The 26,745-nt window shown below is 67.3% G+C and carries 19 protein-coding genes and 3 tRNA genes; 11 read left to right on the top strand and 11 right to left on the bottom strand.

What is annotated here, in order from left to right; all coding sequences use genetic code 11:
- Window positions 1-153 precede the first annotated feature (153 nt).
- The 3 genes from AC5P99_RS06670 to AC5P99_RS06660 are packed head-to-tail and all read left to right on the top strand — an operon-like array spanning window position 154 to window position 4,789.
- Complete coding sequence (locus AC5P99_RS06670) at window positions 154-1,398, top strand: efflux RND transporter periplasmic adaptor subunit (protein ID WP_005408778.1); 1,245 nt, start codon at window positions 154-156, stop codon at window positions 1,396-1,398.
- Window positions 1,395-3,353 (top strand): MacB family efflux pump subunit, encoded by a 1,959-nt coding sequence (locus AC5P99_RS06665; RefSeq protein WP_005408777.1) that lies wholly within the window; start codon window positions 1,395-1,397, stop codon window positions 3,351-3,353. The genes AC5P99_RS06670 and AC5P99_RS06665 overlap by 4 nt, the downstream gene beginning before the upstream one ends.
- Window positions 3,350-4,789 carry an efflux transporter outer membrane subunit gene (locus AC5P99_RS06660; RefSeq protein WP_108270480.1) on the top strand — a complete coding sequence of 480 codons (1,440 nt, stop codon included), beginning with the start codon at window positions 3,350-3,352 and terminating at the stop codon, window positions 4,787-4,789. Before AC5P99_RS06665 ends, AC5P99_RS06660 begins: the two co-directional genes overlap by 4 nt.
- A gap of 91 nt (window positions 4,790-4,880) precedes the next feature.
- On the opposite strand, the gene rlmB is transcribed toward AC5P99_RS06660, so the two are convergent.
- The 3 genes from rlmB to rnr form a co-directional block, all read right to left on the bottom strand.
- On the bottom strand, window positions 4,881-5,624 hold the full coding sequence (gene rlmB / locus AC5P99_RS06655; protein ID WP_005408775.1) for a 23S rRNA (guanosine(2251)-2'-O)-methyltransferase RlmB: 744 nt from the start codon (window positions 5,622-5,624) through the stop codon (window positions 4,881-4,883).
- A gap of 105 nt (window positions 5,625-5,729) precedes the next feature.
- Window positions 5,730-6,212 (bottom strand): GFA family protein, encoded by a 483-nt coding sequence (locus AC5P99_RS06650; protein ID WP_005412762.1) that lies wholly within the window; start codon window positions 6,210-6,212, stop codon window positions 5,730-5,732.
- Window positions 6,213-6,306: 94 nt separating this feature from the next.
- Window positions 6,307-8,766, bottom strand: coding sequence for a ribonuclease R (gene rnr, locus AC5P99_RS06645; protein ID WP_123958370.1), 2,460 nt, complete (start codon window positions 8,764-8,766; stop codon window positions 6,307-6,309).
- 128 nt (window positions 8,767-8,894) lie between these two features.
- On the opposite strand from rnr, the gene AC5P99_RS06640 reads away from it, so the two are divergent.
- Window positions 8,895-8,979: transfer RNA gene (locus AC5P99_RS06640), tRNA-Leu, on the top strand.
- Between the two features lie 205 nt (window positions 8,980-9,184).
- Window positions 9,185-9,269 (top strand) — tRNA-Leu (locus AC5P99_RS06635).
- A 56-nt stretch (window positions 9,270-9,325) separates the two neighbouring features.
- On the opposite strand, the gene AC5P99_RS06630 is transcribed toward AC5P99_RS06635, so the two are convergent.
- The gene (locus AC5P99_RS06630) at window positions 9,326-10,072 is read right to left on the bottom strand and encodes a sulfite exporter TauE/SafE family protein (protein WP_049451299.1); all 747 of its coding nucleotides are present in this window, start codon (window positions 10,070-10,072) and stop codon (window positions 9,326-9,328) included.
- A gap of 99 nt (window positions 10,073-10,171) precedes the next feature.
- Here AC5P99_RS06630 and AC5P99_RS06625 point away from each other — a divergent pair, with 99 nt between their 5' ends.
- The 3 genes from AC5P99_RS06625 (at window position 10,172) to AC5P99_RS06615 (ending at window position 11,810) form a co-directional block, all read left to right on the top strand.
- The gene (locus tag AC5P99_RS06625) at window positions 10,172-11,071 is read left to right on the top strand and encodes a LysR family transcriptional regulator (protein ID WP_049451300.1); all 900 of its coding nucleotides are present in this window, start codon (window positions 10,172-10,174) and stop codon (window positions 11,069-11,071) included.
- A gap of 50 nt (window positions 11,072-11,121) precedes the next feature.
- Window positions 11,122-11,206, top strand: a tRNA-Leu gene (locus AC5P99_RS06620).
- A 325-nt stretch (window positions 11,207-11,531) separates the two neighbouring features.
- Complete coding sequence (locus tag AC5P99_RS06615) at window positions 11,532-11,810, top strand: hypothetical protein (protein ID WP_049451301.1); 279 nt, start codon at window positions 11,532-11,534, stop codon at window positions 11,808-11,810.
- Window positions 11,811-11,921: 111 nt separating this feature from the next.
- On the opposite strand, the gene emrB is transcribed toward AC5P99_RS06615, so the two are convergent.
- Genes emrB through emrR form a run of 4 tightly spaced genes read right to left on the bottom strand, consistent with a single transcriptional unit; the run spans window position 11,922 to window position 16,642 of the window.
- Window positions 11,922-13,508 carry a multidrug efflux MFS transporter permease subunit EmrB gene (gene emrB / locus AC5P99_RS06610; RefSeq protein ID WP_005408769.1) on the bottom strand — a complete coding sequence of 529 codons (1,587 nt, stop codon included), beginning with the start codon at window positions 13,506-13,508 and terminating at the stop codon, window positions 11,922-11,924.
- Between the two features lie 7 nt (window positions 13,509-13,515).
- Window positions 13,516-14,697 (bottom strand): multidrug efflux MFS transporter periplasmic adaptor subunit EmrA, encoded by a 1,182-nt coding sequence (emrA, locus tag AC5P99_RS06605; RefSeq protein ID WP_049451302.1) that lies wholly within the window; start codon window positions 14,695-14,697, stop codon window positions 13,516-13,518.
- An 11-nt stretch (window positions 14,698-14,708) separates the two neighbouring features.
- Entirely contained in the window at window positions 14,709-16,202 is a 1,494-nt protein-coding gene (gene emrC / locus AC5P99_RS06600) for a multidrug efflux transporter outer membrane subunit EmrC (protein WP_033834101.1), read from the bottom strand.
- A complete protein-coding gene (emrR, locus tag AC5P99_RS06595; RefSeq protein ID WP_005408766.1) occupies window positions 16,199-16,642 on the bottom strand; it encodes a multidrug efflux system transcriptional regulator EmrR in 444 nt (147 codons plus the stop codon). Before emrR ends, emrC begins: the two co-directional genes overlap by 4 nt.
- A 172-nt stretch (window positions 16,643-16,814) precedes the next feature.
- Between emrR and AC5P99_RS06590 the strand changes: the two genes are divergently transcribed.
- Entirely contained in the window at window positions 16,815-17,696 is an 882-nt protein-coding gene (locus tag AC5P99_RS06590; protein ID WP_005408765.1) for a helix-turn-helix domain-containing protein, read from the top strand.
- A 59-nt stretch (window positions 17,697-17,755) separates the two neighbouring features.
- Entirely contained in the window at window positions 17,756-19,999 is a 2,244-nt protein-coding gene (gene parC / locus AC5P99_RS06585) for a DNA topoisomerase IV subunit A (RefSeq protein ID WP_495213001.1), read from the top strand.
- Between the two features lie 453 nt (window positions 20,000-20,452).
- Here parC and bfr read toward each other — a convergent pair whose 3' ends face one another.
- A complete protein-coding gene (gene bfr, locus AC5P99_RS06580) occupies window positions 20,453-20,941 on the bottom strand; it encodes a bacterioferritin (RefSeq protein ID WP_005408763.1) in 489 nt (162 codons plus the stop codon).
- 123 nt (window positions 20,942-21,064) lie between these two features.
- Here bfr and AC5P99_RS06575 point away from each other — a divergent pair, with 123 nt between their 5' ends.
- Window positions 21,065-23,392, top strand: a complete 2,328-nt coding sequence (locus AC5P99_RS06575) for a penicillin acylase family protein (protein WP_108270482.1) — start codon at window positions 21,065-21,067, stop codon at window positions 23,390-23,392.
- A gap of 82 nt (window positions 23,393-23,474) precedes the next feature.
- Here the strand turns inward: AC5P99_RS06575 and AC5P99_RS06570 are convergent, their stop codons facing one another.
- Together AC5P99_RS06570 and asnB are read right to left on the bottom strand one after the other, a co-directional pair.
- Window positions 23,475-24,863 (bottom strand): cation:proton antiporter domain-containing protein, encoded by a 1,389-nt coding sequence (locus AC5P99_RS06570; protein WP_164222267.1) that lies wholly within the window; start codon window positions 24,861-24,863, stop codon window positions 23,475-23,477.
- Between the two features lie 99 nt (window positions 24,864-24,962).
- A complete protein-coding gene (asnB, locus tag AC5P99_RS06565; protein ID WP_108270484.1) occupies window positions 24,963-26,654 on the bottom strand; it encodes an asparagine synthase B in 1,692 nt (563 codons plus the stop codon).
- Between the last annotated feature and the right edge of the window lie 91 nt (window positions 26,655-26,745).

Genomic DNA, 26,745 nt, shown 5'->3' with positions numbered 1-26,745 from the left:
CAGTGTATCCAGCCATGAGCGGGATACCTGTGGTTACGCGTATTCACCGACAGTGTTACATAGAGACATACCCCGAGGATTGAGCCGCCTGTCGCCCGGTCTTCACAATGCCCACCAACGCCGCCGCCGCGGCCCCGAGAGTGAAGCCACGACGTGACGTTCCGCCTGTTGCCCGCGACCCGCCGTGGTCGCCTGATACTGATCGCCCTGCTCGCCCTCATCGTGGCCGTCGCCGCCTGGTGGCTGCTGCGCAAACCCGCCGCCCCGGCGGTGGCGACCACGCCGGTCAGCCGCGGCGACATCGAGCAGACCGTGGAAGCCACCGGCGTGATCGACGCCTACAAGCTGGTCAGCGTCGGTGCGCAGGCCTCGGGCCAGATCAAGTCGCTGAAGGTACAGCTGGGCGATACCGTGAAGGAAGGCGACCTGATCGCCGAGATCGATGCCACCACCCAGCAGAACCAGGTGCTCAATGCGCAGGCTTCGCTGGACCAGGTCACCGCCCAACGCGCCGTGCAGCAGGCCACCCTGCGCCAGGCCGAACTGGAGTTCGCGCGCCAGCAGCAGATGCTGGCGGCCGAGGCCACCTCGCGCCAGGAATACGATGCCGCCGAAGCACAGCTGAAAACTGCCCGCGCCCAGCTGCAGTCCTACGAGGCGCAGATCAAGGGCCGCCAGACCGAGCTGGGCACCGCCCGCGCCAACCTGGCCTACACCCGCATCACCGCGCCGATGGATGGCACCGTGGTGGCGGTGGTGGCCGAGGAAGGCCGCACCGTGAACGCCAACCAGACCGCGCCCACCATCGTGATGCTGGCGCGGCTGGACGTGGTCACGGTCAACGCCGAGATCTCCGAGGCCGACGTGGTCAAGATCAAGGCCGGCATGCCGGTGTACTTCACCACCCTGGGTGACCCCGACCGCAAGTACCACGCCACGCTGCGCCAGATCAATCCGGCGCCGGCCTCGATCGCCAACGAGAACTCGTCCAGCTCCAGCAGTTCGTCCAGCTCCAGTTCCAGCAGCGCGGTCTACTACAACGCGCTGTTCGACGTGGAGAACCCGGACGGCACCCTGCGCATCGACATGACCGCGCAGGTCTCGGTACTGCTCAAGCAGGCCAAGGACGTGCTGATGGTGCCGGCGGTGGCGCTGGGACCGAAGCGCCGCGGCGACGAGCGCATGGTGCGGGTGCTGGACGACAAGGGCCAGCCGCAACCGCGCAAGGTCACCGTGGGCATCAACAACGGCGCCTCGGCCGAAATCCTGTCCGGGCTGAAGGAAGGCGAACGCGTGGTGGTGGGCGAAGCCGGTGCGGCAGGTGCCAGCGCCGGCGGCGGCAACCGCGGCGGCATGCAGATGCGGGTCGGCGGCCCGGGCATGGGTCCGCGCCGATGAGCACGAAGGCGCCGCTGCTGCGCCTGCGCGACCTGCGACGCGAATTCCCGGCCGGCGATGATGTGATCGCCGTGCTGCGTGACGTCAACCTGGATATCCACGCCGGCGAGATGGTGGCGATCGTCGGCCAGTCCGGCTCGGGCAAGTCGACGCTGATGAACATCCTCGGCTGCCTCGATCGCCCTACCCGCGGCAGCTACCAGGTGGCCGGCCGCGAAACCGGCAGGATGGCGCCGGATGAACTGGCCGAACTGCGCCGCGAGCATTTCGGCTTCATCTTCCAGCGCTACCACCTGCTGGGCGACCTGGATGCGCGCGGCAACGTGGAGGTACCTGCCGTGTATGCCGGCAGCCCGGGCGCAGTGCGCAACGCGCGTGCCGAGCAGCTGCTGCAGCGGCTGGGCCTGGGCGACCGCATGCACCACAAGCCTGGCCAGCTGTCCGGTGGCCAGCAGCAGCGCGTGTCGATCGCACGTGCGCTGATGAACGGCGGCGAGGTGATCCTGGCCGACGAACCGACCGGCGCGCTCGACACGAAATCCGGCGAGGAAGTGATGGCGATCCTCGGCGAGCTGCACGCCGAAGGCCACACCATCATCATCGTCACCCACGACATGAGCGTGGCCGAACACGCGCAGCGCATCATCGAAATCCGCGACGGCGAGATCATCGCCGACCGCACCAATCCGAACGCACCGACCTACCGCGCGCAGCGCGAGGCCAGCACCGGCGTGGCCCGCGGCAACAGCTGGCGGGCGGCCCGTGACCGCTTCACCGAAGCGTTCCGCATGGCCCTGCTGGCGATGAACGCACATCGGCTGCGCACCTTCCTGACCATGCTCGGCATCATCATCGGCATCGCCTCGGTGGTCTCGGTGGTGGCGCTGGGCAATGGCTCGCAGCAGCAGATCCTGCAGAACATCAGCGCGCTCGGCACCAACACCATCGACGTCTATCCCGGCCGTGGTTTCGGTGACATGCGCTCGGCGCGGGTACAGACGCTCAAGGCCAGCGATGCCGATGCACTGGCAAAGCAGAGCTACGTGGACAGCGCCACCCCCAGCGTGTCGACCTCGGTCACCGCGCGTTACCGCAACCAGTCCTCCACCGCCCAGGTCAGTGGCGTCGGCGAGCAGTTCTTCCGGGTCAAGGGCGTGACCCTGCTCAGCGGCAGCTTCTTCGATACCGACGCGGTGAAGGGCCTCGGCCAGGTGGCGGTGATCGACGAGAACACCCAGACCCAGTTCTTCCCCGATGTCGATCCGGTCGGCCAGGTGATCCTGCTCGGCAACGTACCGGCACGCGTGGTCGGCGTGGCCAAGCGCCAGAGCTTCGGCTTTGGTGGCAGCACCAGCCTCAGCGTGTGGGTGCCCTACACCACGGTGATGTCGCGCATGCTCGGCCAGAGCCACGTTTCCAGCATCACCGTGCGCGTGGACGACGACACGCCGATGGATGCGGCGCAGGAAGCGATCACCCGCCTGCTGACCCTGCGCCACGGCACCGAGGACTTCTTCCTCAGCAACAGCGCAGAGATCCGCCAGACCATTGAGCAGACCACGCGCACGATGACCCTGCTGATCGGCGCCATCGCCGCCATCGCGCTGCTGGTCGGTGGCATCGGCGTGATGAACATCATGCTGGTCTCGGTGACCGAGCGCACCCGCGAAATCGGCGTGCGCATGGCGGTGGGGGCACGGCAGAGTGACATCCGCCAGCAGTTCCTGATCGAAGCGGTGCTGGTGTGCCTGCTCGGTGGTCTGCTCGGCATCGGCCTGGCCCTGCTGCTGGGCTCGATGATCGGCCGCTTCGCCAGTGACTTCCAGGTGCTGTTCTCCACCGCCTCGATCGTTGCCGCGTTCGCCTGCTCGACCCTGATCGGCGTGGCATTCGGCTTCCTGCCCGCGCGCAACGCCGCGCAGCTGGACCCGGTGGAGGCCCTGGCCCGCGAATGAAGATGATGACCCGACTGCCCTTCCCTGCTCCCTCGCGCCTGCTACTGGTGGGCGCTGTTCTGCTTGCCCTCTCAGGCTGTGCCTCGGTGGGCCGCTACCCGGTGCAGGCCCCCGACGTGGCGGCCAGCTACGGCCGTGGCGATGCCACCCTCAACGCACCGGCCGACGACCCGCGCAGCAGCCTGGATACACCGGGCCGCGACATCCGCCAGGACAGCTGGTGGACGGGCTTTGGCGATGAACGACTGAACCGCTTGGTGGCGCAGGCGCTGGCCGCCAACAGCGATCTGGCCGCCGCTGGCCTGGCCGTGCAGCGTTCGCGCCTGCAGGCCGGACTGGCCAGCAACGCGCTGTGGCCGCAGCCGTCGTCGTCCGGCGTCAGCGGCAATGCCAGCCGCGCCACCGATCAGGCCGACGACTGGCGCCGCAGCTATTCCACCGGCGTCTCGCTGGGCTGGGAAGTCGATCTGTGGGGCCGTCTGCGCACCCAGCGCGACATCGCCCGCTGGGAAGCCGAGGCCAGCGAGGAAGACCGGCAGAACACCGCGCTGCTGGTGATCGGCGACACCATCACCCAGTACTGGAACCTGGCCTATCTCAACCAGTCCATCGCCACCGGCCAGGCCAACCTGGAGCGGCTGGAGCGCACCCGCGACCTGGTGCAGGCCCGCTTCGACGCTGGTGCGGTATCGCGCCTGGAAGTGCGCCAGGCGCTGCAGAACCTGCAGTCGCAGCGTTCCTCGCAGAGCGCGCTGGAACAGCAGCGGGTGGAGGTGCGCAATGCATTGACCGTGCTGCTGGACGGCACGCCCTGGCCGCAGCAGGACGAACCGCAGGACCTGCTGGACGCACGCAGCCCGTGGATCAACGAAGGCCTGCCGGCCGAGCTGCTCGGCCGCCGTTCCGACCTGCGCGCGGCCGAACTTCGCCTGCGCAACAGCCTGAAGACCATCAAGGTGACCGCTACCCAGTACTACCCGGCGCTGAGCCTGACCGGCAGCCTCGGCTCCAGTGCAACGTCGCTGGGTGACGTGCTGCGCAACCCGGTGGCCACGCTGGGCGCCGGCATGTCGCTGCCGTTCCTCAACCTGCAGCGCGCACAGCTGGATACCGACATCGCCGGCACCAGCTATCAGATCGCCGCGACCAATTTCCGCAAGACGCTGTACACCGCGCTGTCGGAAGTGGACAACGCGCTGTCGGCACGCGAGCAGCTGGCGCGCCAGGTGGCGGCCTCGCAGGCGTCGTACGACGAAGCGGTGGAAGTGGAGCGCGCGCAGGAAGTGCGCTACCGCGTAGGTGCCACCGACCTGCGCACCTGGCTGGAGGCCCAACAGACCCGGCGTGATGCCGAGCTGTCGCTGGCGCGCGTGCGCCAGGGCCAGCTGAACAACGACGTCACCCTGTTCAAGGCACTGGGCGGCAGCGCGGGGTGAGGCGGCAAGGGCGCCAACCCAGGTTGGCGACTGCCCGGTGGGTGTCGACCTTGGTCGACACGGCAAATGGAAAAGGGATCCGACCCCGAAATCAACCGCGCTGGCGCACGGCCTCGAACAGGCTGACGCCGGCGGCGACCGAAACGTTCAGGCTCTCGATCTCGCCCGGCATCGGGATCTTGACCAGGCCATCGCAGTTCTCGCGGGTCAGGCGGCGCAGGCCATCGGCCTCGCCACCCAGCACCAGGGCGATGTTGCCCTTCAGGTCCAGCTGGTACAGCGACGCAGTGGCTTCGCCGGCCAGGCCGTAGATCCACACGCCCTGCTTCTGCAGGTCCTTCAGGCAGCGCGACAGGTTGGTCACCGCCACCACCGGGATCAGATCGGCGGCACCGGCCGAAGTCTTGCGCACGGTCGCGTTCACCGTGGCCGACTTGTCCTTGGGGATGATCACGGCAGTGGCGCCTGCGGCAGCCGCCGAGCGCAGGCAAGCGCCAAGGTTGTGCGGGTCCTGCACTTCGTCCAGCACCAGCAGCAGGGCCTTGCCCTCGGCTGCGGTGACCAGGCCCTCCAGCTCGTTCTCGCTGTAAGTGCGGGCGGCGGCATAGCGAGCGGCCACGCCCTGGTGGCGTACCGAACCGCCGACACCGTCCAGCGCCTGGCTGTTCACCTTGCGCACGTCGATGCCCTTGCGGCGGGCGTTTTCCTCGATCTCGGTCAGGCGCGGGTTCTTCGCACCGGCCTCGACCAGCACTTCGCGGACGTTCTCGGCGTCGTTCTCGATGGAGGAGGCGACGGCGTTGACGCCGACGATCCACTGGCTGTTCTTGCTCATGCGGGCGGGGACCGGAAAGGGGGTGGCTATGGTAGAGCATCGGCGGGCCGGGCGCTGCGGCGAGGTCCCTGTCGAGCCGAGCCTGCGCTCGGCGCTACAGGGGCGTTACCGGCTGCGCGGCGGCCAGTGCGGCGTGTCGTGGTCCGGGTGCTGATGGGACACGATGGTGGCCAGGAACTCCAGCGCCGCGATGTCTTCCTCGGTACGACGGGCCGGCAGGTTGGCCAGCGTATCGACGAACGGCAGCTTGCGCTCGACCCCGTACTGGATCGTCGGCGGCAGGCGCTCGGGTTCGTCAAAGGCGCCGGCCGCCACCGCCACGCCGTCCGGCGCCTCGTAGCTCAGCGGCGTACCGCAGTCGGCACAGAAGCCCCGGCGCACCACGTTGGAGGACTGGAAATAGCGCGGCTGGCCACGGGTCCAGCTGAACTGCACGCCACGCACCGATACCAGCGGTGCGTAGTAGGCACCGAAGGCCTTCTGGCACATCCGGCAATGACAGATCGAACTGTCGGTCAGCGCGCCACGCACCTGGAAGCGGATCGCGCCGCACTGGCAGCCGCCACTGTATTCGGGTTGGCCTTGCATGCGATGTCTCCTGGTGGTGCCGGCCGCTGGCCGGCAACCCGTCGGTGCCGAGGGTGCCATGGATGCCGGCCAGCGGCCGGCACTACCACGGTCATCAGTATTTCTCTTTCTTCCGCTTGGCCGGCTTGCCACGCTCGGGCAGCGGCGGCAGGCCATCGCCTTCGTCCTCGCCCTTGTGTTCGACCAGGCGGAAGTCGATCTTGCGCTCTTCCATGCTGGCCTTCAGCACCAGGATCCGCACGCGGTCGCCCAGACGGTAACTGCTGCCGCGGCGTTCGCCCGTCAGCGTCTTGCGCGTGGCGTCGAACTTGTAATAGTCCTGCGGCAGCTGGGTCACGTGCACCAGGCCCTGCACCTTCGACTCGTCCAGTTCCACGAACAGGCCGAAGCTGGTCACGCCGCTGATCACGCCATCGAACTGGCCACCCACGTGCTTTTCCATCCACGCCGCGCGGTAACGCTCGTCGACCTCGCGCTCGGCTTCATCGGCACGGCGCTCGCGCTCGGAGCACTGCAGCGCCAGCGCGGCCATTTCGCGCGCGTTGTAGGTGAACTTGTCCAGCGGCTTGCCGGACAGCGCGTGCTTGATCGCGCGGTGCACCAGCAGGTCGGGGTAACGGCGGATCGGCGAGGTGAAGTGCGCGTACGCCTCCAGCGCCAGGCCGAAGTGACCGTGGTTTTCCGGGCTGTAGATCGCCAGACTCTGGCTGCGCAGCAGCACCGATTCCAGCAGCGTGGCATCGGGGCGGTCGCGGATCTTCTTCAGCAGCTTGGTGTAATCGCCCGGGCGCACCTTCGACCACGGCGGCAGGCTCAGCTTGAACTCCTTGAGGAATTCCAGCAGGTCGGCGTACTTGGTTTCCGGCGGCTTCTCGTGGATGCGGTACGGGGCCGGCACATGGCGCGACAGCAGGTACTTCGCCGCCTCCACATTGGCCGCGATCATGCATTCCTCGATCAGCTTGTGCGCGTCGTTGCGCACCAGCATGCCGGCCTGGGTCACTTCACCGCGGTTGTCCAGCACGAAGCGCACTTCGCTGCTTTCGAACTCGATGGCGCCACGCTTGGCACGCGCCTTGGACAGGACCTTGTACAGCTGGTGCAGGCGCTGCACCTGCGGCAGCAGGTCGCCCATCCAGGCCTTGGTATCGGCATCGTCCTCGCCCACCGCCTTCCACACCTGGGTGTAGGTCAGGCGCGCATGCGAGTTCATCACCGCTTCGTAGAAGCGCGAATGCGTGACCAGACCGTCGCGGTCGATCTGCATGTCGCAGACGAAGCACATGCGGTCGACCTTCGGCATCAGCGAACAGATGCCGTTGGAGAGCGTCTCCGGCAGCATAGGCACCACGAAGCCCGGGAAGTACACCGAGGTGGCACGCTTCTGCGCCTCTTCGTCCAGTGGCGTGCCGGGCCGGACGTAGTTGGAGACATCGGCAATCGCCACCACCAGCCGGAAGCCATCGGCGTTCGGCTCGCAGTACACCGCGTCGTCGAAGTCCTTGGCATCTTCACCGTCGATGGTGACCAGCGGCATGCTGCGCAGGTCCACGCGGTCGCCGATCATCGCCGGCTCGACCACCAGCGGCACCGAGGCGGCTTCGTCCAGCACTTCCTGCGGGAACTCGAACGGCAGTTCATGGCCGTGGATGGCGGTCTCCACCACCAGCGAGGCGGTCAGCTTGTCGCCGAGCACGGCGATGATGCGGCCGATCGGCGGGCGACGGCTGTCCGGCGCTTGGGTCAGCTCGCAGACCACCAGCTGGCCGTCGCGCGCACCACCGGTCTGGTCCGGCGGCACCTGCACGTTGCGCTGCACGCGCTTGTCGTCGGGCACCACGTAGTTGATGCCCATCTCGACGCTGAAGCGACCGATCAGACGGGTCATGCCGCGCTCCAGCACGCGGGCGATGCTGCCTTCGCGGCGGCCACGGTGGTCGATGCCGGTCACGCGGGCCAGCACCTTGTCGCCGTGCATGACCTTGCGCATTTCATACGGCGGCAGGAACAGGTCGTCGCCGCCCTCGACCGGGCGCAGGAAGCCGAACCCCTCCGGGTTGGCGATCACCACGCCGGTGACCAGGTTCAGGGTCTGGATCGGGGCGAAGCCGCCGCGGCGGTTCTGCACCAGCTGGCCGTCGCGGACCATGGCGCCGAGCCGGCGCGACAGTGCTTCGGCACGGTCCGGGGCGGTCAGGCCCAGGCGTGCGCCCAGTTCCTCTGCCGTCTGCGGCCCTTCGCAACGCTCCAGCAGGGCCAGGATGGCTTCGCGGCTGGCGATGGGCTGCTCGTACTTCTCTGCTTCGCGGGCGGCATAGGGATCGTCGATCACCTTGCCGGTCGGCGGCAACTTGCGGCCCGGGGCCGGGCCCGGTGCGTCGCTGCTGCGGACCTTGCGGCCACGCGGCGGTGTGCCGCCTTCATTCAATTCGGGGAACCAGCCCGGCAACGGCTTGCCCGGCTTGGTGGTGCGGGCCGTGCCCGCCTTGGCGCCCTTCTTCGGGGCCTGGCCGCGAGAGGTGCTCCCGCCCTTGCTTGGTTTTTTGGTAGTCATCGCCCTACATGGTAGCCGTTGACGGCGTGCAGAACGGGTCAGTGGCCATCTTGAAGGCCTTGCGTGAAAAATATTCAGGAAGTCGTTGACAGCCTGCGGATTCATCTTCACAATTGCGCCTCTGGAACGCCCAGGTGGCGGAATTGGTAGACGCACTAGTTTCAGGTACTAGCGGGTAAAACCGTGGAGGTTCGAGTCCTCTCCTGGGCACCAACGAAAAAACTCCTCGCTTCGGCGGGGATTTTTTTTGCCTGCAATCCAGCAGCGGGGCCAAATTCCTTTCCGAAGAAAAGGGCTCCGACCCCAAGCGAGTGAGATGGGGTCAGAGCCCGCTCCGCACGCGAAACGAGGTCCGACACCGGATCCAGAAAAAGTGTTGACACCCCCGTAACAACACCCCATAATCTCGCTCCTCGACGCCCAGGTGGCGGAATTGGTAGACGCACTAGTTTCAGGTACTAGCGGGTAAAACCGTGGAGGTTCGAGTCCTCTCCTGGGCACCACGTCGAGAATGAGAAAAACCCGCGAGAGCGGGTTTTTTCATGCCCGGAATCCTGCATCAGAGCAGCGGCCGCAGCACCAGTTCCAGCCCGAGCAGCAGCAGGAAACCCAGGAAGCAGCCCCGGAACACCCGCGCACTGATGCGCTGCCGGATCACCTGCCCCAGCCACATGCCCAGCAATGCCGGCAGCACCGCCAGCGCACTCAGCCCCAGCTGCTGGATGCCGAATGCGCCGTGCAACACCAGGCCGGCGGTCAGCGAAATCGTTGACACCGTGAACGCCAGCCCCAGCGCCTGCACCAGCTCCTCGCGCTGCAACCCCAGCGACTGCAGGTACGGCACCGCCGGCATCACGAACACGCCGGTGGCGCCGGTCACCACGCCCGACAACGCCCCCACCAGCGGCCCCAGCCAACGCTCGCGCCGCTGCTGCACGCGGAACACCGGCGCAAGCAACGCATAGGCGGCATAGACCACCAATGCCACGCCCAGCGCAACGCGCGACCAAGTGCGATCGACCCGCACCAGCAGCGCCGCCGAGCCCAGCGTCACCACCACCACGGCCAGCATCATCGGCCACAGGCGCCGCACGATGCGGTCCAGTGACGGCCCGGACAACAGCTGCCACGCATTGGTGACGAAAGTGGGAACGAACAGCATCGACGCCGCCGCCACCGGCGACAGCGTGCTGCCCAGCAGCCCCATCGCCACCGTCGGCAACCCCATGCCGGTCACACCCTTGACCACACCGGCCAGCACGAACACCGCCACCAGCAGCACGTAGAAGTACATTGATTCATTCATGCCTTCATTGGATCGGCCGGCCGCTCGGCGCACAATGCGGTGTTTCCGGCCTTGCCTTCGGCTGATCCGAAGGCGCAGCCGTTGCGATGAGGGCATCACATGCGGATGGATATCGCCGACCTGCGCCTGTTCCTGGCGATTGCCGAGGCGGGCAGCATCACGGCCGGCGCAGCGCAGGCAAACCTGGCACTGGCGTCGGCCAGCGAACGCCTGCGCACGATCGAAGCCGATGCCGGCACCGCGTTGTTGAACCGGCACCCCCGCGGCGTCAGCCTGACCGAAGCCGGCGCCGCCCTCGCCCACCATGCACGATTGATCCTGCAGCAGCAGGCGCAGCTGCGCGGTGAACTGCAGGCGTTCGCGCACGGCGCGCGCGGCACACTGCATCTGTATGCCAACACCGCAGCACTGACCAACTACCTGCCTTCGCGGCTGGCACCGTGGCTGGCCGAACGCCCGCGCCTGCACGTGGAACTGCTGGAGCGCACCAGCCCCGAAGTCGTGCGTGCGATCAACGCTGGCCAGGCCGAAGCCGGCATCATCAGTGATGCGGTCGACGCTGCCGGCCTGCAGCAGCACGTGGTCGCCGAAGATCCACTGGTGATGCTGCTGCCCGCGGAACACCGCTTCGCATCGCGGCGCAGCGTGGCCTTCGCGGATGTTGCCGGCGAGACCTTCGTCGCGCTGGCCGACGGCAATGCACTGCAGGCCTACATCGAAGACCAGGCACGGGACATCGGGCGACGCCTGGACGTGCGCATCCGCATGAAGACGTTCGAAGGCGTGTGCATCATGGTCGGCCACGGCATTGGTGTCGGCATCGTGCCGCGTACCATCGCCCGCCAGCATCGACGCAATACCCGTACTGTTGCGGTTCCGCTTGCAGATGCTTGGGCACAGCGCCGCCTGTGCGCCTGTTTCGCCGAATGGGCGCAGCTGTCACCGGCGATGCGCAGCCTGCTGCTTCACCTGGGCGTGCAGCCGCAGAAAAATGTGTGAAATGTTGTTGACACACTCTCTGCCGTCCCGCACAATTCATCTCCTGAGTCGCCCAGGTGGCGGAATTGGTAGACGCACTAGTTTCAGGTACTAGCGGGTAAAACCGTGGAGGTTCGAGTCCTCTCCTGGGCACCACGACTCAAGATGATCAAACCCGCGAAAGCGGGTTTTTTCGTTTCCGGGGTTTGGCGATCCTGGCATCGCAACCGCCACTCGGACTGTCGTATCTCGCACCGTCCGGGCGTCGTCTGCGGGTGCATACCTCCCCCCGGCGCGTCGTCACCAGACCTTGAACGGCCCCCCTTTTGGGGCGCATTTCACGTTCCCCGTTCAATTCGTACTTTTCCTAGTCGAGATCCACCCGATTCCTTTTCGGTGGGAGGCAGATTTGCGGGAGCCGGTTGCAGGTGTATCGCCACGACCTGACCAGCGCCCCTCCTCTCCCCAAAAGGACGCACCAATGCAGCGCAGCATCATCTGCCCACACTGCCATACCGGCTCGAACCACGGCGTAAGCGTATGCGTGGGATGCCAGGCCGAGGTCCACTACGGCGCATCAAAGGAGGCCGTAATGCTTGTCTTTGTCGCCGCCATCATCTGCGGCGCACTTGTCGGCAGCCGATTTCAGGCCACTGCCGGCTGGTTCGCATGCGGCGCCGTACTTGTGGCGGGGATCTGGGCCATTTCCCGATTGTCTTCCGACCGGGTGGTGTTCAAACGCGTCTATCGCACGCGCTGAACCTGCGCCGTTGCATCACCTCGAGGGCAATGCCCGCGCGACCAGCGTCGCCCCAACAAAAACCCCGCCTCGCGGCGGGGTCAAAATACAGCACGGTGTTTCCAGGGAGTATCAGTGTCCACCACCGGCGGCTGCACCCGCACCTGCGCCGAATGGCGGCTTGGCCAGCCACAGGAACGTAATGATCGCCAGGAAGATCCAGCCCAGCAGGAAGAAGATGTCGTTGAAGCCCATCTGCGATGCCTGGTGGTTGATCATGTTGTTCAGTACCGCTGCGCCGTGCTGCAGGTCGCCCTGCCCCATCGCCGTGACCTGGTCCTGCATGCCCGGCTGATAGGCCGAGATATGCTCGGTCAGGTCGGCATGGTGCACCTGGGTGCGCCGCGCCCACAGCCACGTCGTCAGCGACGCCGCGAAACTGCCACCCAGCGTACGTAGGAACGTGGCCAGGCCGGAGCCCGCCGCGATCTCGCGTCCATCCAGGTCCGACAGCAGGATCTGCAGCACCGGCATGAAGAACAGCGCGACGCCGATGCCCATGATCAGCTGTACGCCGGCCACGTGCATGTAGTCCACCTGCAGGTTGAAGTTCGATCGCAGGAAGCTGGTCATCGACAACACGATGAACGCGACCGTGGCCAGCATGCGCATATCGAAGCGCGACGCATACTTGCCCACGAACGGGGTCATGATCACCGGCAGGATGCCGATCGGCGCCGTCGCCAGGCCCGCCCAGATCGCGGTGTAGCCCATGTCACGCTGCAGCCACTGCGGGATCAGCAGCGCCACGCTGAAGAACGCCGCGTAGGCCACCACCATCGCCAGCGTACCGGCGCGGAAGTTGCGGTGCCGGAACAGCTTCAGGTCAACGATCGGATCCTTGTCGGTCAGCTCCCAGATCAGGAACACCGTCAGCGTCACCACCGCTACGCAGGCCAGCACCACGATCTTCATCGACGAGAACCAGTCCTCGTCGTTGCCCAGGTCGAGGACCAGCTGAAGCGCACCGACGCCGATCACCAGGGTGACCAGGCCGACGTAGTCCATCTTCGGCTTCTCGATCTGCTCCGGGCGCCCCTTCAGCTGGTTGCCCACCACCAGCGCAGCGAAGATGCCCAGCGGCACGTTGATCAGGAAGATCCACTCCCAGCTGTAGTTGTCGGTGATCCAGCCACCGAGGATCGGGCCACAGATCGGCGCAACCACCGTGATCATCGCCAGCAGTGCCAATGCCTGCCCGCGTTTCTCCCGCGGATAGATCGAGACCAGCAGCGACTGCGTGATCGGGTACATCGGGCCGGCAACGAACCCCTGCAGCGCACGCGACAGCACCAGCATGCCCATGCTCTGCGCCAGGCCGCACAGCAGCGAGGTGATGACAAAGGCCAGCGTGGCCCAGACGAACAGCTTGCGTTCGCCGAAACGGCGGCTGAGCCAGCCGGTCAACGGCAACGCGATGGCCGTGCTGACCGCGAACGAGGTGATGACCCAGGTCGCCTGCTGCGAACTGGCGCCGAGATTGCCGGCGATGGTCGGCAGCGAGACGTTGGCGATGGTGGTGTCGAGCACCTGCATGAACGAGGCCATCGCCAGGCCCACGGTGCACAGTGCGACGCTGGGCGGCAGGAACCCGGAGGCCGCACCCGGCGCCGCCGGTGCGCCCGGAGCGCCGGGCGCGGCTGGAGCTTGTGCGGACATGGCGACCTCAGCCCACCTTCGCCTGCTGCTGCGGCAGGTTGCCCTGGATGATCGTGTGGATCACCTCGTCGGCATCATGCAGCTGCTTGGCATACACGTCGGTGTCGAACACCGTGCCCTTGGCCGGAGTGCTCGGCAGCACTTCGCCCTTCTGGTCGCGCAGGCTCACTTCGGCCTTCATCGACAGGCCGATGCGCAGCGGGTGTTCGGCCAGCTGCTTGGCATCGATGGCGATGCGCACCGGCACGCGCTGCACGATCTTGATCCAGTTGCCGCTGGCGTTCTGCGCCGGCAGCAGCGAGAACGCGGAGCCGGTGCCCAGGCCAAGGCTCTGGATGCGGCCCTTGTACTTCACGTCACCGGCGTACAGGTCCGACTTCAGCTCCACTTCCTGGCCCAGGCGCATGTGGCGCAGCTGGGTTTCCTTGAAGTTGGCCTCGACCCACATCTGCTCGGTCGGCACCACGGCCATCAGGGCATTGCCCGGCTGCACGCGCTGGCCGACCTGCACCGAACGACGGGCGACGTAGCCGGTGACCGGCGCGACGATGCCGGCGCGGGCGTTGTTGAGGAAGGCCTGGCGCAGCTGCGCGGCAGCCGCCTGCACGTCCGGCTGGGTGGCGATCACGGTGTCGTCGACCAGCGCGCGGTTGCGCTCGACGGTCTCGCGCGAGCCGGCCACGGCCGCTTCGGCGGCAGCCAGCTCGTCACGGGCGTGGGCCAGTTCTTCGTTGGAGATGGCGCCGGTGGCGGCCAGGTCCTTGCGGCGGGCGAAGTCGTCGCGCACGCGCTTCAGGGTCACCTGGCGGGCGTTCAAGTCCGCCTGGGCGCCTTCCACGCTGCGGTACAGACCACGGGTCTGGCGCACCGTCTTGGCCAGGTTGGCTTCGGCCTGCTGCAGTGCCACCGCGGTGTCGGACGGGTCCAGCTGCACCAGCAGCTGGCCGCGCTCCACGCGCATGCCGTCATCGGCGTTGATGGCGACCACGGTACCGGCCACCAGCGGGGTGATCTGCACCTGGTTGCCCTGCACGTAGGCATCGTCGGTCTCTTCGAACCAACGGCCGAACATGAAGTACCACAGCGCCAGTGCGGCAAGCAGCAGCACGACGATCACGAACAGGCCGCGCAGCAGGTTGCCGCGGCGGTTGGGGGCGGCCGGGGCCGCGGTGTCTTGGGTCTGGCTCATGGCGGGCGTCTTCAGGAATGCGAGGAATCGGAATGGGAGGCGATCGGTGCGCGGTCGGCGTCAGCGGGCTGGAAACCACCGCCCAGCGCCTTGCTCAGGCGCACCGAGGACTGCACCTGCTGCGACTGCAGGCCGGCCAGCTGCTGCTGCGACTGCAGCAGGGTGGACTGCGCGGTCAGCACGTCCAGGTAGCTGCCGATGCCGGCGCGGTAACGCTGCTGGGCCAGGTCGAAGGCCGAGCGTGCGGTATCCACCGCCTGCTGCTGCGAGTGCGCCTGCTGCGCCAGCGAGCGCACCGCGTTGACCTGGTCGGCGACGTCGCGCAGTGCGTCGAGCACGGCCTGGTTGTAGTTGGCCACCGCCAGGTCGTACTGCGCATCGGTGTTGGCGAGGTTGGCGCGCAGCTTGCCGCCTTCGAAGATCGGCAGGCTCAGCGCCGGGCCGATGTAGGCGAAGGTGGAGCTGCTCTTCAGCAGGTCGCCCACGTTCGGGGCGACCACGCCGGCCAGCGCGGTCAGGTTGAAGCTCGGGTAGAACCTGGTCTTGGCAACCTTGATCTGCTTGTCGGCCGCTTCAACGCGCCAGCGTGCGGCAACGATGTCGGGGCGACGGCCCAGCAGTTCGCTGGGCAGCACGCCCGGCAGCTGCAGCGCCACCGGGTTCAGCGGCTGCGGGCGCTGGATCGACAGGCCACGGTCCGGGCCCTTGCCGACCAGCGCGGCCAGTGCGGTGCGGGCCGCGTCGATCCGCTGCTGTGCGGCCTGCACCTGCTGCTGCGCGGCCGGTACGCGGGCCTCGGCCTGGCGCACCTGCAGATCGCTGTCGATGCCGGCGCGGCGGCGCTGGCGGGTCAGTTCCAGCGACTTCTGCGAACGGGCCAGCTCTTCCTCGGCCACATCGTTGAGCTGCCAGGCGTAGGCCAGGTCGGCATAGGCCTGGGTGATGCCGGTGGACAGGTTCAGGCGTGCGGCCTGCGCCTCGACGGTGGCCGCATGCGCGCCGTCCACGGCCGCTTCCCAGGCGGCGCGCTTGCCGCCCCACAGGTCCACGCCATAGCTGAAGTCGAAGGCGACCTGGCTGCTGCCGGCGTAATGGCCACCGATCTCGCTGCCTGCCATCGACTCAGGCAGGCGCAGCCCGGTATAGCCACCGGACACCGACAGGCTGGGCAGCTCATCGGCACGTGCGGTGCCGACCTGGGCCTGGGCCTGGCGCAGGCGCGCGTCGGCGGCGTCCAGGCTCGGGTGGCCGGCCAGGCCCTCGGCGACCAGCGCGTCCAGCTGCGCATCGCCCAGCGCCTTCCACCAGTCCTGCGCCGGGAAGCCGGTGGCGCTGAGGTCGGTGTCGGCCAGGGTGCGTTCGCTGTGCAGGCTGTCCACGTCAAGCACGTGGCCCTGCGGGTTGAGGCCACGACTGCTGGCGCAGGCGGCCAGGGCCAGGGCCAGCGCTGACACCAGCAGCGCGCGCCCGGACCGGCGGAGAGTGGAATGCGGGATCGGGTTCATGGGGTCGTCAGGGAATCGCGGATTCGGGTAAGGAGGGACAGCAGCAGCGTGCGCTCGTCGGCGGAAAGATCACGCAGGGCGTAATCCATCACCGCGTCGCCGCGCAGCTTCAACCGCGCCCACAATGCGCGGCCTTCATCGGTCAGCACGATCTGCAGCGCACGCCGGTCCTGCGCATGCGGTTCGCGGCGGACGCAGCCCAGTGCCTCGAGCTTGTCCAGCAGGCGGGTGACTGCGCTGGGTACCTGGTCGATGGCCTGGGCCAGTTCGTTGGCCGTGCACGGGGCCATGTGCGAGAGCACCTTCAACCCGATGTAGTGGGTGAAGCCGATACCCAGGTCTTCTTCAGCCATGGACGCGTCGAGTTGCCGGACCAGGCCGTCGCGCACCTGGCGCAGCAGCAGGCCGAAACTGGGGGGAGTGGTTGCAGGACAGATCATGGGGGAGCATTCTCTTCCAAAAAAAATATTTCTCAATGGAAATATTCGATCTGGCATCGAATGCTGTGTTGCAGCAGTGGGCTGGATCAATGAAGGCGCCTACCTTAATGATCTGGTCAGGTGGCCCGGTAGTACAATTCAGCCAATGGATGACACATTTCAGCCAGCGGACATGATGAACAAGGCAGAAATTCCCGCTCCCAAGCGCCTGCTCAGGGACGACGCACTGGATTGGTTCGAGCGCAACGATGGCCCACCGGTGGTCGCTTTCCGCTTCGACAGCCCGCAGGGGCTGGTCCGGGAAGTGGACTGGCACCACCACCAGCGCGCCCAGCTGATCTGTGTCGAGCGTGGCCTGCTGACCACCCGCACCTCGCACGGGACGTGGTCGCTGGCGCCGGGTTCGGCCGGCTGGATGCCGCCGCTGGAGCCGCATACGGTGACCCTGGACGGTCCGCTGCGCGGCTGGGGCATGGCGCTGGCCGCGCCGGCCTGCGCCACCCTGCCCGCCGATCCCTGCGTACTGGGCCTGTCCAAGCTGGCGCAGGCGCTGGCCGACCGCATCTGCGAATGGCCGCTGGGCTATGACACCACGCCCGAGCGCCAGCACATCATCGAGGTGCTGCTGGACGAGATCCGCACCGCGCCGCGCCAGCGCATGCACCTGCCGATGCCGCACGACCGGCGCCTGCTGAAGATCGCCTCGCAGCTGCTGGCCGACCCGTCCGACGAGCGCAGCCTGGCCGAATGGGCGCATTGGGCCGGCCTGTCGCCGCGCAGCCTGACCCGTCACTTCCGCGACGAGACCACGCTCAGCTTCGCCCAGTGGCGGCAACAGGCCCGCCTGTCCGAAGCCCTGCGCCAGCTGACCGATGGCCGCAGCGTGGCCGACATCGCCCATGCACTGGGCTTCAGCAGCGCCAGTGCCTTCGTCACCGTGTTCCGCCGCCACTTCGGGCTGCCACCGGGGCGCTATCTGGCGCGGGCCGGGCATGGCCTCGAAACCGGGCTGGACCCTGCACGTGGCTTGGCATCCCCCGCCGCATCCGGATAATCACAGGATTGCGAGCGGCGACCGCCGTCGCCGCCTCCCGACATAGGTAACAACGCCGCATGACCGAACTTGCCCGCCCCGTGTTCCACGGATTCGAACAACTGCCGCTGCGCGAGTACGCCGAACGCGCCTACCTCGACTACTCGATGTACGTGGTCCTGGACCGCGCCCTGCCGTTCATCGGCGACGGCCTGAAGCCGGTGCAGCGCCGCATCATCTATTCGATGAGCGAGCTGGGCCTGAATGCTGCGTCCAAGCCGAAGAAGTCCGCGCGCACCGTCGGTGACGTCATCGGCAAGTACCACCCGCACGGCGACAGCGCGTGCTACGAGGCGCTGGTGCTGATGGCGCAGCCGTTCTCGTACCGCTACCCGCTGATCGAGGGCCAGGGCAACTTCGGCTCCAGCGATGACCCGAAGTCGTTCGCGGCGATGCGTTACACCGAATCCAAGCTGACCCCGATCGCCGAAGTACTGCTGGGCGAACTGGGCCAGGGCACCACCGACTGGGCACCGAACTTCGACGGCACCCTGCAGGAACCGACCTGGATGCCAGCGCGGCTGCCGCACCTGCTGCTGAACGGCACCACCGGCATCGCCGTGGGCATGGCCACCGACGTGCCGCCGCACAATCTCAACGAGATCGTCAGCGCACTGCTGCACCTGCTGGACAACCCCGATGCGACCGTGCGCGACCTGTGCGAGCACGTGCAGGGCCCGGACTACCCGTCCAGCGCCGAGATCATCACCGCCGCCAACGATCTGCGGAACATCTACGAGACCGGCAACGGCAGCGTGCGTGCGCGTGCGACCTTCAACAAGGAAGCCAACAACATCGTGGTGACGGCGCTGCCGTTCCAGGTGTCGCCGTCGAAGGTGATCGAGCAGATCGCCGCGCAGATGCGCGCCAAGAAGCTGCCGTGGCTGGAAGACATCCGCGACGAATCCGACCACGCCAACCCGGTGCGCGTGGTGCTGGTGCCACGTTCCAACCGCGTCGACGCCGACCAGCTGATGGGCCACCTGTTCGCGACCACGGACCTGGAGCGCAGCTACCGCGTCAACCTCAACGTGATCGGGCTGGACGGCCGTCCGCAGGTGAAGAACCTGAAGATGCTGCTCAGCGAATGGCTGACCTTCCGCAGCAACACCGTCACCCGCCGCCTGCAGCACCGCCTGCAGAAGGTCGAGCGCCGCCTGCACCTGCTGGAAGGCCTGCTGGTCGCCTTCCTCAACCTGGACGAGGTGATCCACATCATCCGTACCGAGGACGAACCGAAGGCGGCGCTGATCGCGCGCTTCGGCCTGTCCGAGGAACAGGCCGAGTACATCCTGGAAACCAAGCTGAAGCAGCTGGCCCGCCTGGAAGAGATGAAGATCCGCGGCGAGCAGGACGAGCTGGCCAAGGAACGCGAGAAGATCCTCGGCATCCTCGACAGCAAGGCCAAGCTGAAGAAGCTGATCCGCGACGAACTGACGGCCGACGCCAAGAAGTTCGGCGACGCGCGCCGTTCGCCGCTGGTGCAGCGCCAGGCCGCGCAGGCCATCGACGAGACCGAGCTGGTGCCGAGCGAGCCGATGACCGTGGTGCTGTCGGAAAAGGGCTGGATCCGTGCCGCCAAGGGCCATGACGTCGATGCGTCCGCCCTCTCCTACCGCGACGGTGATGCCCTGCAGGGCGCGGTGCGTGCGCGCAGCACCCAGCAGGTCGCGTTCCTCGACAGCGAGGGCCGCGCCTACTCGACGCCGGTGCACACCCTGCCCTCCGCGCGTGGCAACGGTGAGCCGCTGACCGGCCGCTTCTCGCCGGCAGCGGGCACCAGCTTCGTGACCCTGGCCAGTGCCGAGCCGGATGCCCGCTTCGTGCTGGCCTCCAGCCATGGCTACGGCTTCATCACCCGCTTCGAGAACCTGATCGGTCGCAACAAGGCCGGCAAGGCGATGCTGAACCTGTCGTCCGGCTCGTCGGTGCTCACCCCGTCGATGGTCGCCAACGTGGCCACCGACCGCATCGTGGCGGTGACCAGTTCCGGCAACCTGCTGGCGATCGCCGCCAACGACCTGCCGGAACTGGACAAGGGCAAGGGCAACAAGATCATCGAGATCCCGAAGGCCAAGCTCGCCACTGAACGCGTGGTCGCCATCGTGGCGATCAGCCCGGGGCAGACCCTGCAGGTGCGCAGCGGTCAGCGCACGATGGGGCTGAAGTTCAACGAACTCGACGCCTACCTCGGCGCCCGCGCCACCCGCGGCCACCTGCTGCCGCGCGGCTGGCAGAAGGTAGAAGGGTTGTCGGTGGAATAAGGGCTGGGCCCTGCCCCTGGTGGGTGTCAACCTTGGTTGAGGTGGGTGTCAACCTTGGTTGACACGCATCACCCCCGGCAAACGCCAACCTCGGTTGGCGTTTTCGATCCCAATGGGGTCAGAGCCGTTTTCGTTGAAAACGGACCCGACCCCGGACACGAAAAAGCCGGGGCATTCCCCGGCTTTTTCGTTGTCGGCTGGCGGGCGGTGGAGCAGCTGGCTGGCGAAGGCTGGCTGGCGGTGCTCCGGTGCTGGCGGGCGACATTGCTTTGTGCGCCTGGTAGAGCCGACCGCTGGTCGGCTGCCTTTTGCTCCTGGTAGAGCCGACTGTCAGTCGGCTGCCTTTTGCTCCTGGTAGAGCCGACTGTCAGTCGGCTGCTCTACCGAAAAGCAGCCGACCAGCGGTCGGCTCTACCGGGTGGTCGCCGGGAATTGCCCGGCGCCACCTCCGGCTCAGTGCGCCGGGGCGCCGTTGCCGTCGATCTTGCTCAGCTGGTACAGCTCCAGGCCGATGCGCTTGATCAGGCCCAGCTGCTGCTCCAGCCACCAGGCGTGGTCTTCCTCGGTGTCCTTCAGCTGGGCCAACAGGATGTCGCGGCTCACGTAGTCGCCCTTTTCCTCGCACAGCTTCATGCCGGCGGCGAGATTGTTCCGAACCGCGTATTCAGTGTCGAGATCCTTCTGCAGCATCTCTTCCACGGTCTTGCCCGGCTCGGTGGCATGCGGGCGCATGTCCGGGTCGCCGCCCAGGAACAGGATCCGGCGCAGCAGCGCATCGGCGTGCTGGGTTTCCTCTTCCATCTCGTGGTTCAGGCGTTCGTACAGCGCGAACAGGCCCTGGTCCTCGTAGCGGCGGGAATGGATGAAGTACTGGTCGCGGGCAGCAAGCTCGCCGCGCAGCAGTTCCTTCAGGCAGGCGATGACGTCCGGGTTGCCTTTCATGGGGGGCTCCTGTGAATCGATGCGGCATAGGGTGCCGCATTTCAAAATACGGTGATCTAATCGGAATCAGTCGCAGTTGCGCCTGCGGCTACAATCGGCCCACGAGTTCGGAAAGGACGTGCGATGCGACGTACATGGCGTTGGGTGCTGGGCGTGTTGGTCGCCATCGTGCTGGTTACCGCACTGGTCCTGTGGCTGCTGCTGCGTGGCAGCCTGGCCGACCTGGACGGCGAGCATGCGCTGCCCGGCCTGGCCAGGCCGGTCACCATCGAGCGCGATGCGCTGGGCGTGGTCACCATCACCGCCACCAGCCAGGCCGACGCGATGCGCGCACTCGGCCGCGTGCATGCGCAGGAACGTTACTTCGAGATGGACCTGATGCGCCGCAGCGCGGCCGGCGAACTGTCCGCACTGTTTGGCCCGAAAGCGATCGATGCCGACAAGCGCATGCGCGTGCATCGGCTGCGCGCGCGCACCGAGGCGAACATGCAGGCTGCGCTGGGCGACAACGTCGACGCCGTGAGCGCCTATGTCGGTGGGGTCAATGAGGGCCTGGCCGGCCTCTCCGTGCGGCCATGGGCCTACCTGCTGCTGCGGCAGTCGCCGCAGCCCTGGCAGGCCAGCGACAGCGTGCTGACCGGTCTGGCCATGTACGCCGACCTGCAGGACCCGAACAACCAGACCGAGCTTGCGCTCAGCCGCATCCGCGCGGTGGTGCCGCCGGCGCTGTACGCGCTGATCGCCCACGACGGCACCGAATGGGATGCGCCACTGTTCGGCGAACCGACCGGCAACGCTGCCCTGCCCGATGCCAGCCAGCTGGATCTGCGCACATTGCAGGCGAAACCGGGCACCGAGCAGGAAGAGGCCGATGTCATCGGCAGCAACAACTTCGCCGTGGCCGGCGCGCTCACCGCCGACGGTCGCGCGATCGTCGCCGACGACATGCATCTCGGCCTGCGCGCGCCGGGTCTGTGGTTCCGCGTGCGCCTGCGCTACCCCGACCCGCAGGCCGCGGGCGGACAGGTCGACGTCACCGGTTTCTCGCTGCCTGGCCTGCCGGCGGTGATCGTCGGCAGCAACGGCCACGTCGCCTGGGGCTTCACCAACAGTTACATCGATACCGCCGATTACCGCACTGAACCAGCCAACGCCGCAGTGACCGTGCATGAAGAGCGGATTGCGGTGGCCGGCCAGGCCGACGTGCTGTTCCCGGTGCGCGAAACCGACTGGGGGCCGATCCTGCACACGCATGCCGATGGCAGCGGCGACGCGCTGCGCTGGGTCGCCCACCTGCCCGGCGCGGTGCGCCTGGACTTCGGTGACCTGGCCCGCGCCGGTGACCTGGACAGTGCCCTGCAATTCGCCGACCACGCCGGCATCCCCGCACAGAACCTGGTGGTCGGCGACCGCAGCGGACGCATCGCCTGGCGCCTGATCGGCGCCCGCCCCGACCGCGGTCCGGGCTGTGCACCGGCCGGCTTCACCGCCGCCAACAACCAGGACTGCGCCCCCTGGCCGATCCGCAGCGACGCATCGCCGGCATTGATCGACCCACCGAACCATCGCCTGTGGACCGCCAACGGCCGCGTCCTCGAAGGCGAGGCACTGGCCAATGTCGGCAACGGTGGTTATGACCTTGGCGCCCGCGCGCGGCAGATCCGCGATCTGCTCGCCATCCAGGACCGTTTCGACGAGCACGACCTGCTGGCGATCCAGCTCGACGATCGCGCGGTGTTCCTGCAGCGCTGGTGGGCCCTGCTGCACGACGTCATCGAGCGCAGTGACGACCCTGCACTGAAGCGTTTGAGGGAAGTCAGCCATCAATGGGGCGGTCGTGCCGCGGCCAGTTCGGTCAGCTACCGGGTAGTACGTGAATTCCGCACCCAGGTGATGGAGACGTTGTCCGATGCACTGCTGGCACCGGCCAATGCGCAGCTGGGTGATGACTACCTCGACCCGCGACTGGCGCAGCTGGAAGGCGTGGCCTGGCCGATGCTGCAACAGCGTCCGGCCCATCTGCTGCCACCGGCCTTCGACAGCTGGGATGCGCTGCTGATCGACGCGGCACGCCGTACCGAGAGCGAGCTGGCCAAGCAGGGACCGCTGTCCAAGCGCAGCTGGGGCGAACGCAACACTGCGGCGATCTGCCACCCCATCGCACGGGCGCTGCCGGGCATCGCCAAGCGCTGGCTGTGCATGCCCGCCGACCAGCTGCCCGGCGACCGTGACATGCCACGCGTGCAGACGCCGAACTTCGGTGCTTCCGAGCGCATGGTGGTCTCGCCCGGCCACGAGGCCGACGGCATCGTGCACATGCCCGGCGGCCAGAGCGGCCATCCACTGTCACCTTATTGGGGCGCCGGCCACGAGGACTGGGTGCATGGACGGCCGACGCCCTTCCTGCCCGGCAAGGCACAGCACGTGATGACACTGGTGCCGGCGCGGTAGTGCCGGCCACGGGCCGGCATCGATGCAGGTGTGTCCAGCATCATGAGGTTGCCGGCCAGCGGCCGGCACTACCGTTCAACGCTCAAGCCCTGCGACGCTCGATCAGGTTCAGCAGCGGCCCGGTCATCGCCGTGGTCACCAGCGCCATGACCACCAGCACCGCAAACAGGCGGTCGCCGAGCAGGCCCAGCTCGTAACCCAGGTTGAGCACGATCAGCTCCATCAGGCCACGGGTGTTCATCAACGCGCCCAACCGCCACGCCTCGCGCGTGGGCATGCCGGCACTGCGTGCAGCACTGAAGGTGCCCAGCAGCTTGCCAGCCGTAGCCACCACGATCACCACCCCGCACAACACGATGTCGCTGGCCTGCAGCGCATCGGCGCGCATGCGCAGGCCGGTCATGGCGAAGAACAACGGCAGCAGCAGGGTCACCGCAAACGGTTCGACGCGGGCCATCAACAGGTCGCGCAGCTGCGCGTTGGACGATACCGCAACGCCCGCAGCGAAGGCACCGAACAGCGCGTGGATGCCCAGCATTTCGGTGATCAGGGCACTGCCCAGCGACAGCAGCAGGATGCCGAGCAGCCAGCGCCCCTCACGGCCCGGCGCGATCTGCTGGCGGGCGAACCACGGCTTCACCAGCCCCAGCATCAGCGCCACGAAGGCGACCACGCACAGCAGGTTGAGGCTGGCCGGCAGCCATCCACTGGCCTGTGCAGCCGCCACGATCAGTGCCAGCAGGCACCATGCGGTGGCATCGCCCAATGCCGCGCAGGCGATGGCGGTCTGCCCCAGCGGCGTCTGCGTGATGCCGCGGTCGGCAAGGATGCGCAGCAGCACGGGGAAGGCGGTGATGCTCATCGAGATGCCAACGAAAAGCGCGAATGCAGTGAAGCCCACGCCCTGCGGGCCGTGCTGCGGATACAGCCAGATCGCGAGGGCGACGCCGAGCACGAACGGCACCGCGATGCCGGCATGGCTGACCGTGAAGGCGAAACGCCGGCGGCCGCGCAGTGCCGCCAGGTCCAGCTCGGCACCGGCCACCAGCAGGAACATCAGCACGCCCAGCTGGCTGAGCATGCCCAGCGGCCCCAACGAGCTGGCCGGGAACAACGCACCATGCAACTGCGGCAGCAGGCTGCCGAGCACCAGCGGGCCCATCATCAGGCCGGCCGCCATCTCGCCAATCACCGCCGGCTGGCCCAGCCGCTTCAGCAATGCACCCGCCCCCTTGGCCACCAGCAACAGCACCAGCAGCTGCAGCAGGAACAGGCCCAGCGGTGACGCCAGATGCTGCGCCCAGCTGCCTTCGGCAGCAACCGTGGCACGGGCGACCATCTCGGGCGCCGTCGGCCCGGCATACCGCGCCAGCAGCACGCCGGCCAGCAACGGCACCCCGGCCCACGCCAGATAACGCCATCCCCATTTCGTGGGCGGCGCGTTGCCGCCTGCCTGTACGTCCATGAACATTCCCCAATGCGCAGGGGGCGATCATACAAAAAGGGGACGGAGGGGATTAAGTCGTTTGTGCCACTTACGACTTAATCCCCTCCGTCCCCATTTTGGGGCTTAGGCCAGTGCCTGCTCGTGCACGCCGGCGATCGCGCGTCCCGAAGGGTCGGCAGCGGCGGCGAAGCTGGCGTCCCAGGCGATCGCCGCCGGCGACGAACAGGCGATCGACTTGCCGCCCGGCACGGTCTCGGCGGCCGCGCGGCTCGGGAAGAACTGCTCGAACAGGTGGCGGTAGTAGTACGCCTCCTTGGTCTGCGGCGGGTTGTGCGGGAAGCGCTTGTCGGCCGCCGCCAGTACACGGTCGCTCACCTGCGCCTCGGCATGCGCCTTCAGCCCGTCGATCCAGCCGTAGCCGACACCATCGCTGAACTGTTCCTTCTGCCGCCACAGGATGCTGTCCGGCAGGTAGCCATCGAACGCCTCGCGCAGCACCGCCTTCTCGATGCGGCGGCCGCCAAAGCCGGCACCGACCATCTTGTGCGCGGCATCGAAGCGCATCGCCACATCAAGGAACTCACGATCGAGGAACGGCACACGCGGCTCCACGCCCCAGGCCATCATCGACTTGTTGGCACGCAGGCAGTCGTAGTTGTGCAGCGCGTCGAGCTTGCGCACCAGCTCCTCGTGGAATTCACGCGCATCCGGTGCCTTGTGGAAATACAGGTAGCCACCAAAGATCTCATCGCTGCCCTCGCCGGAGAGCACCATCTTCACCCCCATCGCCTTGATCCGCCGCGCCAGCAGGAACATCGGCGTCGAGGCGCGGATGGTGGTGACGTCGTAGGTTTCGATGTGGCGGATCACTTCCGGCAGCGCATCGAGGCCTTCCTCGAAGGTGTACTCGAAGCCGTGATGCACGGTACCCAGCGCTTCGGCAGCAATGGCAGCGGCGGCCAGATCGGGCGAGCCCTTCAAGCCGATCGCGAACGAGTGCAGGCGCGGCCACCAGGCTTCGGTCTGCCCGCCATCCTCGATGCGGCGACGTGCGTAGCGCGCGGCTACCGCCGCCACCAGCGACGAGTCCAGGCCACCGGACAGCAGCACGCCGTACGGCACGTCGCTCATCAACTGGCGTTCCACTGCATGCTCGAAGGCCTGGCGCAGTTCGGCCAGATCGGCCTGGCGACCCTGCACGTCGGCATAGTCACGCCACGGTTGCTGGTAGTAGCGCACCAGTTCACCGCTGGCACTGTCGAAATAGTGGCCCGGCGGGAACTGCGCGACATCGGCACAGGTATCGACCAGCGCCTTCATTTCCGAGGCCACGCGCAAGCGCCCCTGGGCGTCGTGGCCCCAGTACAGCGGCACCACACCGACCGGGTCGCGCGCCACCAGCACGCGTCCACTGTCACGGTCCCACAGCGCGAAGGCGAAGATGCCGTTGAGCTGTTCCAGCCACTGCGCCGGCGCGCCGCCCTGGCGGTACAGCGCGTTGATCACCTCGCAGTCCGAGCCGGTCTGGAAGTCGTAGGGGGTGGTCAGCGCCGCCTTCAACGCCTGGTGGTTGTAGATCTCGCCGTTCACCGCCAGCGCCAGCTGGCCATCGGCCGACAGCAGCGGCTGCGAACCACCGGCCGGATCGACGATGGCCAGCCGTTCATGGACCAGCAGCGCACCTTCGTCGAGGTACACGCCGCTCCAGTCCGGGCCACGGTGGCGCTGGCGTTGCGACAGTTCCAGCGCGTGGCGGCGCAGGGTGGGAAGATCGTCACCGGCCTGCAGGCCGAAGATTCCGAAGATCGAACACATGGGGGAGCTCCTGTTGGGGAATTTCACGGGTGGGAAGGTGTTCGACCGGCCATCCAGGCCCGGGCAGGCTGCGCCCGGGCACAAAAAAACC

The sequence above is a fragment of the Stenotrophomonas sp. YJH_SMC_80 genome, from assembly GCF_059372495.1.
The sequence above is the reverse complement of the archived record's forward strand: the minus strand, read 5'-3'. Positions and strand labels throughout refer to the sequence as shown.